We start from the raw sequence: 16,149 nt of genomic DNA on the forward strand, positions 1-16,149 counted from the left end.
GCGTTTCCATTCGCTCGCTCAGCCCAGCTCCGCCGCGTCGTCCGCGGACACTTCACCGCTCATGATTCGTTCGAGCAGCCGGCCATAGAACGCGCTGTCGAAACTCACCGAGCTCTCCGCCACTCGCGCGGAGAAGCCTTCCATCTGCACGCAAACATTGCCGTGCCGATCGCAGATGTCGATGTCGAGCCGGATCACTTTGTCGTCACGGCGGCTGCCCGGCGAACAACGCAGCCAGGCGAACATCTCGTCCGTGCAGGCAGCGAACACTCGCAGCGATGCAAGGGCAAAAGGCACCAGCGGCTCGCCCGGGGGCCGGTCGAAATCGACGATCAATCCCGCCGATGCCTGCAAGGCCGAGTCCATCAAGGACGGATGCAACTGAAAGTCCGTGCTGCCTTGGCGCACACTGTCCGGCAGCCGCAACTGGGCCAGCAGCTGGTCTTTGCCGAGATACAGCGAGGTGATGCCGCGATGAGCTGGGCCGTACTGCAGCCCCATCCCATCGAACATTTCATAGAGCGCCGCCGACTCCACCGCGCGCTGGTCCATCTGCGCTTTGAGCTGCGCGACATCCATTCGCGGCATCGACGACGCATGCCGGTAGGCCGCGAAGCCCTGGCAGTGAACGCTCTTACCGGTCGCATCCTCACTGGAGATTTCGTAGTTGACGTTGTCATCCGCGTCGTTGCGCGACAGAGCAATACTCACTTCCCTGGGCTCGGTCACGACCACCGGCTTCAACCAGACGAACTCGCTGATCTCCAACACGGGTGATTTCGGTTGCGCTGGCGCCGCGTGCTGAAGGGCCGCACGAACCATTTCCAGATACGCGACGCCGGGCAGTACCTTCTGCACACCGCGGCCGCCGAGCTTGACGCGGTGATCTCGCAGGAAGAATTCCGTGCCGCTGAACTTGGACCGATATTTCTGTCCGGTGAAATCCGAAGCGTTCGTGTGCAACAAGGGATGCAGGCTCGCTGGCGTCGCAACGTTCTGCGTCGCCTGCGACGACTCGATCCAGTAGCGCTGTTTCGCAAATGGATACAGTGGCAGCCGGATACGCTTCGGCTTCGAATCGCCATGGAGCTTGCGCCAGTCGATATCCAGGCCCTTGCTCCACAGACCCAACAGCTTGCCGAGCTGCCGCTGCGCGATGCATCGATCGACGATCGCATCCTTCATGTCGGCATCCTGGGCAAAGAGGCTCAAGGTTTCCTTGGCGTCCTGCATCTGGCCGCGGTACATGCCGTCGCTCTCACGCGCGCCGCTCAGGAACGCATCGAGTTTTTCGACCAGCTGCATTGTGGAGCTCACGAGCAAGCCCAGTCGCTCTTCCATCGCTTCTCTGCCCACTTGCAGCGTATAAGCCAGTTCCCCCAGATCGACGGGATCTTCGGCGTTACGAATGAAGTCCAGCAGCTCCCGAGCCTTTTGCTCGAGCTGCTCCGGCGTACGCGCCGACAGCGGAACGATCACGCCATTGCCGTCGGGGCGCGCTTGCCGTGCATCCTCTCGAGTCACGGGTTCCGCAACGACGATATGAGCATTCGTGCCGCTGAAACCGAATGCACTGATGGCCGCACGTCGTCGCTCGGTCTCGGCCACGTCCCAGGACTGCAATCGATCGTTGACATAGAACGGACTGTCGGCGAGACCGATGTGCTCGTTCAGCCGGTCGAAATTGACGGTCGGCGGCAGTTGCCGATGCTGTAGGGCGAGCACCAGCTTGATGAAGCCCGCGATACCGGCGGCCGCGAGACAGTGGCCGACGTTGCTCTTGACCGAGCCCAGCGCGCAGTAGCTCTTCTTCTGTGTGTACTTGCCGAAGGAGCCTTTGAGCCCCTCGACCTCGATGGGATCGCCCAGCTTCGTGCCGGTGCCATGAGCTTCGATCAGCTGAATGCCCGCGGGATCGATTTGATACTTGTCGTAGACATCCTGTTGCAGCCGTGTCTGCGATTCGGGATTGGGCGCGGTGATGCCATTCGTCTTGCCATCCTGATTGACGCCCCAGCCCTGGATCACTCCGTAGATCGTGTCGCCGTCGCGCTCCGCATCGGCAAGTCGCTTCAGCATCACGACACCGACCGCTTCGCCCGGTACAAAGCCGTTGGCGCGCTGATCGAAAGTAAAGCAGCGTCCGTCTGGCGAGAGCATTCCCGCCTGCGCGGTCTTGATGTGCATCTCGGGCGTCGACATCAGTGCGACGCCGCCGGCCAGCGCTACATCGCTGTTGCCCATCGCCAGGCTATCGCACGCCTGTGCCAACGCCACCAGCGACGATGAGCACGCGGTGTCGACAGACACGCACGGGCCGCGCAGATTCAGAAGATAAGAGATGCGTGCGGCGAGAATCGAGTTGGCACCGCCAGTGAATCCCTGCGCAGAAAAACGCAGGTCCGGGGACAACTGGCGATAGTCGCTCCCCGTGCACCCGACAAAGACGCCGCACTTGCTGCCCGACAATGACTTCGCGTCATAGCCGGCGTCTTCGATGCTGTGCCAGCACGACTGCAGGAACAGCCGCTGTTCCGGATCCATGCACTCCGCTTCGATGGGCGAAATGTTGAAGAACAAGGGATCGAACAGATCGTATTCGTCGAGGGCTCCCATCCACTGGCAGTTGGTCTTGCCAGCGACGACGCTCTCGCTGTAGTAGGCATCCATGTCCCAACGCTTCGCCGGAACGCGTGTAATGCAGTTCTTGCCTTCGGCGATGTTGTGCCAGAACTCTTGCAGATTCCGGGCCTGCGGGAACTGGCCCGCCATGCCGACCACCGCGATGGGCTGCGACAACGAAGCCTCGGCCGTCCGCGTCGCTAGTTTCGCTGGCGTTCGGTTGCGCCAGGAAACGAGCTTTCGACTGGTGAGCCGGGCCGCGCTGGTATAGGGAGCCTTTGATTTCTGCGGTGGCGCGACCGGAGCGATGATCGGAGCGCTCACCGCCGGTGGCGGCGGCAGATGTTTGTCCGTCTCTTCTTTGATGTGCCTGGCAAGCTGCGTCAGGGTCGGATAGCTGTACACCTTGGTCGCCAGCATCGACATCTTGTAATTCTCATTGATCTTGCGCACCCAGGTCACGGCGGCAATCGAATCCATGCCCAGGTCGATGAACTGCACGTCCTCGTCGACGTCGCTCTCCTGCATGTGCAGCTCTTGCGCCAGCAGCTGCTTGAGCTTCGCCGTGATCGCAGGCAACGGATTGGCCTCAGTGCGTGCGACCGTGACGCTCGGGGGCGCAACCGTCACACTAGACTCGCCTTCAGCGGCGCCGATCTGCAGGAAGTTGCGTTGGATCTGCTCCATCGCCACCGACTGACCCACGAACGTCTGGTCGTGCATCGCCAGTTCCCGCCGATAGGTCTCGTCGACGACAGCGAGCACGGATCGAGTCAGTTTCTGTTTGAACCGCACCAGCCGGCTGCGTGGCATCTGCGCGATCTGCTTCGCCAATGCCATTGCGGTCGGCAGCACCTCGCCCCGAGACGACACGGGGAGTAACAACCCGCGGTCCCGCAACTGTGTGCCGGTATAGGGCCGTGCGGTGAGCAAGCTTTCATTCGCCAGGTCGACACCGAGCTGCCGCGGCAAGATCAGCGTCGCGCCGGCACCCGGCGTGAATCCGTAGTCCATGTATGGGCTCACGTAACGGCTTTGCTCGCTCATGACGACGAAGTCGGCAAACATACCGAGCGTCCAGCCGCCGCCGAGGCCGTGTCCTTGCATGGCCGCGATCACCGGCACTTCGCATTCCATGGCGAGCTGGTAGATCCTGGCGTCGGTGAATTTTTCCTTGCCTTCTTGAATCGCCAGCAGACTTTCCTGCGTGCCACCGCATGCAAAGTAGCTGTCGTAGCCGGTCAGGATCACGGCTTTGTAGGCCGAGCTCGTCTTGATGTGCGCGAACACCTCCTCGACGCCTTCGACGAAGGCCTTGGAGAACATGTTCTTCGCCTGGCGATCCTCCATCCTGATGACCAGGATGCCTTCGGGATGCGCGACGGCAGATATCACTTCCGATTCGAGCGCGACCGGAGTCGGTGTGACAGGTAGCGAAGCCGGGGCGTTGGTCCCGAGCTCGATCTCTGCCCGACCGGATGACACGCTCGACAATCGGTCCCGAAGCATCGCAGCCATGTGCCGCTTCCACGAGCCGATGGCATCGATACGCAGCGAAGACCACTCGCCAGCCAGCCGCAGCGCCGCCGGCAACACCTGATCGTGCTCGCAGACACTCAGCGCACCGACACGTCGCTGCAATTCGGCGCCCGTGTATTCCGCGCCCGTCAGCAACAACTCCTTGCCGAAATAGTCGCCGAGGCGCACGGGAAAGATCGCCGCGGCTTCATCGGCCATTGCAAACTCGCCGCCCGCGTCGACCAGCGAATAGCGACCCTCGTTGTTGTAGAAACATGCATCGAAGAACTGACTGATCAGCCACGCAAAGCCGCGGGCGTTCCGGCTCAACGCACCGATCACCGGCACCTTGGCTTCGACTATCAGCCGCCACAGATTTCTGGCTGCCTCCGCCGACGCGACGGTCGCCGGGAAGAATTCCGGGCAGTCGCTCGCCAGGACGATGACCTTGTGGCAAGACGCCGCACTGACCTTCGCAAACACATCCCGCAAGTCACGAAACAAGTCATCGCACGACTGCTGAGAGTCCCGAATACGGATGAGAAGCACGTTGCCCGCATGACTCTCCAGCTGCAGATCGCTCGAAGGCGAAGTGATTCGCGCAGTGAAACCCGCCTCATTCAGCGGGCGCTCCGCGGTCGACCGTTCCCCTTGATCGACGGCAAGGTGCCTGACCTGCTCGAGCAAGCGGCGTGACAAGTGCTGCTTCAGCAGGTGCAATGCCTGTTGGGACTTCGAAGACAGCGTCTGCGCCAATTCCAGCGCGTAGCTTTCGACTTCCGTCTGCGGGACGATCGGACAAGTCCAGCTTTTGTCACGCAACTCCTTGCCGGTTGCAATGAGCGACACATACAGAAGGTCGTGCGCGCGGGCCTCGCCAAAACGGTCGTTGAAGAGCGCCGCGTGCTGGGCCGTCGGATAGAAGTCGTCGCTCAGCTGGGTATAGCCATAGCGTGCTTCTTCGCCGCAGATCATGAAGTCGCCAAGCGCTCCCACCAGGAGCCCCGCTCCGGTCGCGTCGCCGCGCATGGCTGCGATGACCGGGCAAGGAAAGGCAACAATCGCGTTGAACAGCCCTTGCCCAACGGCCTCGTTGTACTGCGCGCGGCTGCCACGCAGGAAACAACGCTCTGTGCCGTTGATGATCAGAGCTTTCAGATCGGCCGCTTGCCTGGCCGTGGCCAGCGCCTGAATCAATTTCTCGATCACGTCGGCCGAGAGCGTGTTGCCGTCGGAAGTCGCGATGCGAATGGAATAAACGCCGCTGCCGTGCTCGAGCAAACTGACAGGCGGGGATCCTGCAACTTCAGCCGGCGCGGCCAATGAGATGCCCGTGGCTTTCTTGCGCTCGACCGGAGCGGCTTCCGGCGAGTGCAGCTCGCCCAGCACGACGGATTGGGTAACAGTCGGGAGCATTGCGATTTCCTTCGGCTTCGGCGCACTGGCCGTCACAGCAGTAGGGACCGGTAAAGAAGTCAGTGGCGGCTCGGTCGGATAGCTGATTCCGCGCATCTGAACGCAGACACGTCCTTGCGTATCGCAGAGATCGACATCGACGCGAGCACTGTCCGAGAAGCGAATCCAGGCCACCATTTCCGTTTCGCACTTACGAAGCATGCGCAGGGATTGCAGCTCGAGCGGCAAGCGCGGTGAGGTCGCCGTTGACTTCGTGCCGTCGATCAGGCCACGAACGGCCGACAGGGCATCGTCGATCAAGCTCGGATGCAGGCCGAATTCGCCCACTTCCGACGTTAGGCGGAGTTGCACGAGGCGTTGTCTGTCGATCGCCTGGTTTCGGAGGCGCTCGATATCGAGCTGGATCGGTCCCGAGTCTTGCTCGAATACAGCGCTTCCCTGGCAATGAATGACTTCCTCGCCAGCCTCGCTGTAAATCTCGAAATCGACTCCGCCCGTCGCACTGGCACGCAGTGCCACACTGATCGATCGTGTTTCGTTGACTTCGATCGGCTCCGCCCAGACAACCTCTCGCAACTCGAGCACGTCTGATTCCGATCGCGCCGGCGACGCGTGCTCAACGGCGGCTCGCGCCATCTCCAGATAAACGCCAGCAGGCAAGGTTCGCTGGACGAGGAAAGACTCGCGACCAGTAAACGTCGAGCTGTATCGTTGCTGCCCGAGTTCCGATGTATTGGTGTGAAGCAAGGGATGCAGAATCGCTGCCGCCGGTGCGGCTACCGCCCGCGCTTCTGCCGCTCGATCCATCCAGTACCGCTCTTTCGCGAACGGATAAGTGGGCAGACTGAGGCGCGCTGGCGCGACCTCGCCGTAGAGCTTGCTCCAATCCAGCGCCAGGCCCTTGACCCACAGGTCCAGCAGCCTGGGCAGATCTTTGCTGGCGACGGCACTGTCGACGATTCGTTGCACCTCATCGTCGTTGCCGAACAGGGCCGCCGCTTCCTTGCGCTTCACCTGCCCTCGCACATCATCGCTGTGCGGCTTGCCGTCCAGCTGAGATTGCAACTTCGTCGCGAGTTGCTCGACCGAGCTCACGATCAAGCCGAGACGCTCGTCCATGGCCTCGCGACCCGTTTGCAACGTATAAGCCAGCGCGGGGAGATCGATCGCCTCGGCCGTGCGAACGTAAGTCAGCAGATCTCGCACTTTCTGTTCGAGCTGCTCCACGGTCCTCGCGGACAGCGGCACGATCGTCGGCGCTACCGCGCCGGAGCGTCGAAGTTCGTTCGTCGGAATGTATTCCTGGACGATTACATGGGCGTTCGACCCGCCCGCGCCGAAAGAAGAAACACCGGCGATGCGCGGAATCTCACGCATGACGCCATCCACTTCTCGCTTCGGGCGAGCCCACGGCTGCAAACTGTGTTGCACCCGGAACGGCGTTTGCTCGAAGTCGATCCGCGAGTTTGTGACTTCAGAGTGCAGCGACGGCACCAATTGCTGATGTTTCAGCTGCAGCAGCACCTTGGTCAGGCCAGCGATGCCGGCGGCCGACTCGCAGTGACCGATGTTCGATTTCAATGAGCCGATGGCGCAGTACTGCTTGCCGCCAGTCGCGCCGTTGAACGCCCGCGTCAAGCCGGAAATCTCGATGGGATCGCCGAGCGCTGTTCCGGTTCCGTGAGCCTCGATGTAACTCACGTGCTCGGGCGCCACTCTGGCGCGCTCCAACGCCAAAGAAACCAGCGAGGCTTGAGCAATCGGATTGGGAACGGTGTAGCCGTTGGTCTTGCCACCCGCATTGACGGCGCTGCCCTTGATGACCGCGTAGATATGATCGCCATCCCGCTCTGCCAGGTGCAGCGGCTTCAGCACGACGACGCCCACCCCCTCCGCATCCACGAACCCGTCCGCGTTCTCGCCGAACGATTTGCATTCGCTGCCGCTCGACAGCATCGTCATCTGCGACAGTTCCATGTAATGGACCGGGTCGATGATCAGATTCACGCCGCCGGCAATGGCGCAATCGCTCGAACCGCTATACAGACTTTCCAGGGCCAGGTGAACGGCGGTCAGCGACGACGAGCACGCCGTATCGACCGCCATCGACGGGCCCTGAAAGTTGAAGACGTAGGAAACCCGGTTAGCGATCGAATAGTGCGCGGGCTGCGGGATGTAGCGCGCATTCATCGCACCAGCAAACACACCGATCTTCTCGGCCGGGCCCAAAGACTCCGGCGTGTAGCCGGCATCCTCGATGGCCTGATAGCAGGACTGCAGAAACAAGCGTTCCTGCGGATCCATACGCTTGGCTTCCTTGGGCGCGATCTTGAAGAACAGCGGATCGAATTCGTCGATGCCATCCAGGAAGCCGCCCCATTTGCTATAGATCTTGCCGGACTTGCCCTTGTCCGCGTCGTAATAGTCTTCCCAGCGCCAGCGCTCGCGCGGGATTTCGGTCACGCAGCTCCGGCCGTTCGCCAGATGCGACCAGAATTCCTTCAGATCGCTGGAGCGCGGATAGCGCCCGCTCAAGCCGACGATGGCAACATCGAACACCGCTGATGTTGCGCCAGGAACCGGCGTCGGCTGTTCGGGCTCCTTCTTCGCACCTTTCGAAGGAGAGCTTGGTATAGGACGAGAACGCTCCTGCGCAGCCGACGCGTTGACGATTGGAGGCGCTTGCGGAGCCGGAGCAGCCGACGCCGCGATCGGCAGAACATTGCGCAACTCTTCCTTTCTGTTCTGAAGCAAATAATCGACCAGGCCTGCGACCGTCTGCACTTCGAAGAACAAGGTGCTCGAGATGCCCGGGAAGACCTTGCGCAGCTGATAGTTGAGCTGGCCGATCAGGATGGAATCGAGGCCATACTCAGCGAACGGTCGACGCGCCTCGATCTCCTGCGGCTGCATCCGCAGCACCGACGCGATCACCTGCTGAAAGTGAGCAATGCCGGCAGTGCGCATGGACGTTTCAGAGCTGACAGGCGCGGCTTGAGCAGGCGCCGGCTTGGCCGGAGCCGCGACCGCCTCGCTGTTATCCAGAACGATTGGCGAGCGCTGGTCGAGATGCTGCCGCACCCATCCATCACTGCGCGCCGCGACGATCTGCTGCCCGAAGCGATGCGCATTCTGCGCTGGGAAAGTGACGGTGCCGAAGCCCTCTTCCATCAGCACAGCGCGCCATTTCTCGGGAGACAATCCAGGGCTGCCGGGCAAGCGCAGCGCCGAGTCTTCGTGCAACCACCATCCCTCCAGCAAGCCGAAGGTCAGGTGACTGAACAGCGACCAGGTGCTGATTTCATTCAGCAGCAGCACCCCGTCCTGCGCGAGAACCGCCTTGGAGTGACGGACGGTCTGCCGGATATTCGGCGTCGCGTGCAACACGTTGGTCGCGATGACGTAGTCGTAACAACCCAGCTCGATCTTCTGCGAGCCGACGGGCTTGGAAACATCGAAGAGCACCGTCGTCAACGCCGGGAAGCCGGGCTGATAGTGCTTCTCCGCGTGCATCAGGAAAGCCCTGGATACGTCGGTGTAGCAGTATTCGGCGATTGGCAGGTTGCGCAGCTCCGGCAGGATGCTCGCGGTGGTGCCGCCCGTGCCGGCGCCGATTTCGAGAATGCGGATCTCGCGATCTTTAGCGTTCTTGGTCCGACGCAGAATATGGGTCAGCAAGGTCTCGCCGAGCGCGGCGTTGAAGTAGTCCGCCACCGCGTTGCCCCCGTAAATGCCTTCCACGAGGTGCATGGAGGAATTCGGGAACATCACATCGGTCGACGACTGCTTGCCGAGCAGAATATCCGGCAGCGCGCTCAAGCACTCGTCCAGCAGAACCACCTGCGCGCGCAGATCTGCGTTGCTCTTCCATTGCGATTGCTTCTGCTGCCACTCGGCCCGGACTTCGCTCAACGGCCGCACTTTGCTGGTGGGCATGAGGTCCGCAGTGAGCCACGCATGCTGGCGCAAGTAGCGGATGCTGCTTTCGAGCCAACGCTCGCGGAAAGAAGTGACACGTCGCTGCGCCGGTAAATCCGCCAGCCGACACACGCCATTCTGAAACAGGCCGACGGAGACCAGGCTCGACATGAGCAGTTCTGCGAGCAACTCGTCCATCATCGGTGTCTGCAAGCCGCCCTCGCGCGCGGCCGGCTCCTGGCAAGTCACCAGGGTCGGCAACTCTTCGCTGCCAAGATCTTTCTCGGCGCGGGCCTTGCCGAAATGAACCCACTGCTCCGAGTACTCGATGCTGTCGGGGCTGCGGCCATCGACGGTCTTGATCAATGCCGCCTGGCTCAGGTCCGAGCTGATCAGCGATTGCAGGAACGGCATGCCTTCGCGCGGCTCGATGGAGCCGATGCCGATGCGCTCCATGCTCTTGCTGTGCGCATCGTCGGCGACGATGCCGACATTGCCCCAGTAGCCCCAGTTCACGATCTTCACCGGATACGGGCGCTGCCGTTCCAGGTGCTGCGCGAAGCTGTCTTTGAACGTGCAGCCCGCGGCGTAGTTGGATTGGCCGGGCGAGGTGATGAACGAAAGGATCGATGAAAAGAACAGCATGAAGTCGAGCGGCTGCTGGCCGAACACGCGGTCCAGGTTCACGCTGATATCGACCTTGGCGGACAAGCCGGCGCGGAACCGGCTCTCCTCCATGTGCTGCACGCTCTTATCCTGCAGGACGATGGCCGAATGCACGACCCCGTCAACGGCCGGATACGTTTGCAGGATGGTGTCCAGCGCCCGCTGTAATGCGTCCGGATCGGTAGCGTCCGCTCTTACATAGAGCGGTGCGCGGCCAGTGGGACCTGCGAGCCGAGCCAGCGCGTCGATCTTGCCTTGAGTCGTGGCATTCAACTCGTCACGACCGATCCAGACCATGCGCGCCTGGAAGTGCTCGATCATGAAGCGGCTCCACACTTCTCCGAGTCCGCCCGCACCGCCGATGACGACGTACACGCCCTTCTGCTTGTAGTACACGGGCCGCGATGGCGGCACCGATGGCACCTGCGCGAACGTCTGTTGCAGCCACTCACCGTCGCGATAGGCGAGCCGGCTGTTGCGTTGGCTGTCGGCGGCGCGTGACAGGCATTCGGCTGCCGTCACGGCTTCCAGCGAATCGACATCCAGCAACGTCACATTCCAGTGCGGATATTCCTTCGCCAGGCTGCCGACGAAACCCGCGATGGCCGCATGCGTCGGATGGACTGGATCGGACTTGCTCGCTTGCTGCGTGCGACGAGTGACGAGCGTCCAGGCGAGCTCCTTGTCTGCATAGCCCAGCTCCAACAATGCCTTCGCGATCCGAAACACCGCCAGCACGCCGACTTCCTGCGCTTCGATCATGGAGTCGGCGGGTTCGCACGCTGCATCGGGCGCGATCCACACCAGGTGATCGAAAGAGCAACCCTTGAGCGCTTCCTGCGCCGCCTCGACAGAGGCCGACGGAGACAGCTCCAGTGCTTCTACAGTCGTGTGCGTCCGCTGCAACCAGTCGAGATGAGTTGCGTCCGTCCCGAGCAGTAACACCTTGGCCAGATCCGGGAAAGCGTTCGGCTCGCGCTTCTCGGAGCGCAGCTGGTTCCAGATCGGCACGAAGCATTGCAGATCCGATGTGAGCTTCCTTGGCCGCGGGCCGTCGCCTTTCACATCGCGCGCCGAGAATCCACGGAACTGCACCTTGACGTTCCCCTGCTCATCGCAGAGATCGATATCGAACTTCTTCACCATATCGCCGGGATTGCTGCCCGAGGCATAGCGCACCAGGGCGCACATCTTGTCAGTGCAAGGTCCGAAGATGCGCAACGACTCCAGCGCGAACGGCATGGCCGCGCGGCTGGGGACGCGATCGAGATCTATGCTCAGGCAGATAGCTGCTTGCAGCGCGCCGTCCATCAAGCTCGGATGCAGCTGAAAACCGCGGCCTGCAGCGGACGGCAGAGCGAGCTCGACGATCAGTTGACGCTCGCTACGATAGAGCGCGGTGATCGAGCGATGAGAGGAACCGTACAGCAGCCCCATCGTCGCCAGCGCATCGTAGACGCGCGAGGCGTCGACTCGCGCGCCGGCCATCTCGGCTTTCAGCTGCTGCAGATCGAGCTTGGCTGGCATCGGATCGGTGCAGAACAACGCACGCCCGATGCAATGAGCCGTCTCCTGCCCGTCGTCCTGGCTCGTGACCTTGTATTCGATCTGATCGTCGCTCTGCGGCGCGAGCTTGATGCTGACCGGCTTCCTGCTGTCGACGATCAGCGGCTGCGTCCATTCGACATCGCGCAGCTCGAGCAGAGATGCGTCCGGCCGCCTCGGGAGCGCTCTTTCAACGGCGGCGCGTGCCATTTCCAGATACGCGACTGCCGGCAGCACGCGCTCACTGCCGCGTTCACCGAGATTCACGCGATGATCGGCAAGGAAGAACTCTTCGCCACTGAACGTAGAGCTATATCCGTGCTGAAACAGCTCCGACGTATTCGCGTGCAACAAGGGATGCAGGATCGCGGAACCGGAGCTGACGCGGGCCGACGCACCGTGAGCCACATCGTCCGTCACCCAATAGCGATCTTTCGCAAAGGGGTACGTCGGCAAGCTTACTTTCGCACGGGCCGACTTGTGCCCTCTGCGCCAATCGATCTCGATGCCCGAGGTCCACAACTCAGCGAGCTGCTCGATGTCCCATTCGCGCAGCGCCTCTTCGATGAGCCGCTGCCCGGCCTTGCCCTGCCACACGCGTCCGAGCCCGGCCCCGCCTGAATCGGCCGCGCCCGACCAAACGTTCACCGGGTTCTCGGCGCCGGCGAGCCAGCTGCTCAGCTTGGCACGCAGATCCGCGGCGTCAGCGACTCTGATCGCGAGGCGCGCCTTCATCGACGTGCGACCGACCTGCCAGGTATGGATGGCGTCCGCAAAATTCACATCGGCTGGCGCGCTGTTCAGCCATTGCATCACTTCGGCTGCATACGCGCGCAGACGCTCATCGTTGGCGGCGGACAGGACAAACAGGTGCTCCTGGTCCGGCGTGTCGATGCCAGTGCCGCTCGAATATTCTGCGACGACGACATGCGCATTCGCGCCGCCCGAGCCGAAGCTGCTGACGCCCGCGACGCGTCGTTCCGCAGCCCATGGACCGAGACGTTCCTGGACCTGAAACGGTGTGCCGTCCAGACGAATCTTGGGATTGAGCCGCGAAAAATTCAGCGACGGCGGCAACTGACCGTTCTGCATGCATAGCACGATCTTCAGCAGGCCCGCGATACCGGCCGCCGGCTCCAGATGACCGAGGTTGCTCTTCACCGAGCCAATGGCGCAGGCCCTGGCCGCCGACTCGTCGCCATAGGCGGTTTGAATGCCCTGGATCTCGATGGGATCGCCCAACGACGTGCCCGTGCCGTGCGCCTCGATGTATGTGAGATCACGCGCAGCGATGCCCGCATCTTTCCATGCCGCGCGCAGCAGCTCGCTCTGCTTCTGCGGGTTGGGAACGGTCAGTCCGCCGGCCAGGCCGCCGTGATTGGTCGCGCTGCCCTTGATCACCGCATGGATGCGATCGCGATCCTCAACCGCCTGCTTCAGCGGCTTGAGCAACATCATCACCGCGCCTTCGGAGCGCACGTAGCCATTCGCGGTGGCGTCGAATGTCTTGCAGCGGCCGTCGGCCGCCAGCATTCCCGCTTTGTGATAGGCGATCGACAAGTCGGGATGACAGATGAGGTTTACGCCACCGACGAGCGCCGTCGTGCATTCGCCGGAGCGCAGCGATTGCACGGCTGAATGCAATGCCACCAGCGATGACGAACACGCGGTGTCGATCAGCAGGCTCGGACCCGAGCAATCGAAGAAATACGAAAGACGGTTCGCCAGGATGGCGAGCGAGCTGCCCACGCCATGATGCGCCTGGACTTCCAGCCCCGCCGCTTGGGTCAAGCGGCTGTAATCGCAATTGCTGGCGCCGACGAACACACCGGTCCTCGTTCCTTGGAGCGCGGCAGGCAACGTGCCGGCGTCCTCCAGACAGGCCCACGCCAGCTGCAACAACATGCGTTGCTGTGGATCGGTGACGACAGCTTCCGCGGGTGACATCCGGAAGAAGGCGGCGTCGAAGGCATCTGCATCGCTGACGAATCCGCCCTTGTCGATGCCGGGCATGTCACTGCTGTCCGGCCATTGCCCGCGGCTTTCAGGGAACGACCCCACGACCGACCTTGAGCCGACGAGCGTCTGCCACAGCTGATCCGGCGTTTCTATCCCGCCAGGAAGTTTGCAGGACATGCCGATGATGGCGATATCCGTGTCCAGGCTCTTGGCCTTTCTCGAGCTCGACCCACGGCCATCGGAGTCGTCGTCGTTCTCCGGGTTCTTGCGCTCGCCGGTGGAATCGAACTTCACCAGCGTCAACAGGCGGTCCGTCACCTTGCGGGTGCTGTTGAACTCGAAGAAGAAGCCCGCCTGCAGGCGGCAACCGAGCCGCTCTTCGACTTTCAGTTGCAGCTTCAGCAAATCGGCCGAGTCCAGGCCCATCTCCATCAACGGGCGATCGACATGAAACTCGCGACTGTCGACACCTAGCAGGTCGGTGACACTGTCGTGGATGAATTGCTCGAGCTGCCTGGGCAGCATCGTGACGACGCGATTCGCGACAACGACATCGCCCTGCTTCGAGCGGGGCTCGCGCCGCCGAATGTCATAGGTCACCAGCACGCCGTGCCCATCGTTCGCGCGGTCTTGCGGCCGGTACCCGGGAACGGATTTGAGGATGGTGGCGCCATGCGTCTGGTGGAAAGCCAGCACGGCGTCCTGCTCGTTGCCTTGGAGCTGGATATAACGATCCATTGAGTGTGCGCCATTGGCGTCAAAGTCTTTGCACAGCGTGACGGCGACGACGCGATCGACGCCCGCCACCAGGCCGCACCGCTGCAACATGAACTCCAGCAGCTGATCGCCATAACCGAAGTTCTGCGCGTCCGGATCGACGTTGATTGCCAGCAACTGAATGTTGGAGCCCGCGTCGTGGTGCAAACGATGCACGTTCGTCGCGTTCGCCTCGTCGAGTGCGTCAACGTCCGCAATGCGCTGGCTATAGATCACGCCCAGCACACGACCGGTACGCTCCAGCACGAACTGACCTTGGGGATACTTCTGCAGGCGCGCGCGGATCCGTTGCTTGGGCGTCCGCGTGTGCTGCCAGCAAAGCTTCTCCAGCTCGCACAAACGATCCAGATCGCCTTCTGCCGCGTAGCGCACGAGGTAGTCGCGCTTGCAGAAGCGTCGCAAGTTGCTGCGGCAAAGACTGTCGATGTTCGGGTAATTTTTGATCGGTTCGTCGCTGAACAGGCCCACGCTCCCGGCGAGGACGATGAACGCCTCCGAGCTGATCGGGTAACGATGCGCTAGGTGGTTGAGCGTATCGAGATATTCCTCGCCCGAAAGGTCGGACTGGCGCCGTTCGGCATGAGCGCGCAGCTGCTGCTGCCACTGGCTCAGAACAAACAACGCGTCGCGCCGCGGCCCTGCCCCGTCCAGACAGTGTTCTGCAGGTTCTTTCGCGAGCACGGCAACAGTGCGATCGGCGGACTGGGGAGCCTCGACCACGTCCTGATCGGCGAAAGACCGGATATCTAGAATTTGGCTGCTCATCGAGTTTGCTTACTCAGAGATGTTCGCCGGAGGGATGCGCAGGGCTTGCTGCATCACTTGAATGCGGCCGTGGCAAAAGCACTGGCCGGGGTCTTGGTCGTCACGATCGGCGACGCGAGCGTGGTCGGCGGCGTCAGCGTCGGCGCCTCGGTTGTGGCGAACAGCACGTTCTCCTGGTCGTACTTCGGCTGGTTGACGATTCTCGGCAGAGACAGCAATCCGTCGTGCACGAAGCCAGGCGCAAGGAGGTTGTAAACGAAGTACGGCATACCCACGTCCATGTCCTGCATGAAGTCCACTTCGATCTCGCCCTTACCCGCCGGCGTGAAGCGCCAGTTGTTGTTCATGTGAGTGACGCGATAGCAGCAGTCGTTGCGCGGCAGCTCATCCGGCATGGCCGTGTACTGAATGAAAACGGATTGATCTTGCGTATCCGGCGTGAACTGCGCCTTGAGCAGGAACTCCCGCGGCGCCATCGGATTCGGCAGGTTCACTCGATAGAAATGCACGAAGCTGCGATCCTGCCGATCCCACGGCTGCACCGTCTGCTCGCTGACGCAGCCCGGATTCCATTCGGCGCAGGACTTCAAATCCCGATCCATCATGCCGGCCACGATCCGATTCATCGTGGACTTCATCCGCATGGTCGCCTTGTACTTCATGAAGGTCGAACCGGGCTCCTTCATCTCGTACACCCGCACGCCGTCCTTGTCGGAGACCAGGCGCCACTGATCCGAGCCCGACATCTTCCAGGTGTAGTGCGCGCCGACCAGCAGCGCAGCAGCAAAGCAGCCGCCGTACAGGGCGACTTTCAGGAACTTCGGCATGGGAGCTCTCCTTGAGAGATCGAAGACCAGGAGGACAAAGGAACGAGCCGGGCTCGGCCCGTTGACGCATCTACCGCTGGGGAATCGGGCAGGCTCCGCCCTTTCGATTCGCGTGCGTCGCGCCACTGAAGTGGAA

The 16,149-nt window shown here is 62.0% G+C and carries 2 protein-coding genes; both read right to left on the minus strand.

Features of this window, described 5'->3' with window-relative positions; all coding sequences use genetic code 11:
* Positions 1–18: 18 nt before the first annotated feature.
* Positions 19–15,186 (minus strand): GNAT family N-acetyltransferase, encoded by a 15,168-nt coding sequence (locus tag GYH35_RS04855; RefSeq protein WP_161827778.1) that lies wholly within the window; start codon positions 15,184–15,186, stop codon positions 19–21.
* A gap of 53 nt (positions 15,187–15,239) precedes the next feature.
* Complete coding sequence (locus GYH35_RS04860; RefSeq protein ID WP_161827779.1) at positions 15,240–16,013, minus strand: SRPBCC family protein; 774 nt, start codon at positions 16,011–16,013, stop codon at positions 15,240–15,242.
* Positions 16,014–16,149 lie beyond the last annotated feature (136 nt).

The organism is Steroidobacter agaridevorans, from assembly GCF_009932555.1.
GTDB classification, from domain to species: domain Bacteria; phylum Pseudomonadota; class Gammaproteobacteria; order Steroidobacterales; family Steroidobacteraceae; genus Steroidobacter; species Steroidobacter agaridevorans.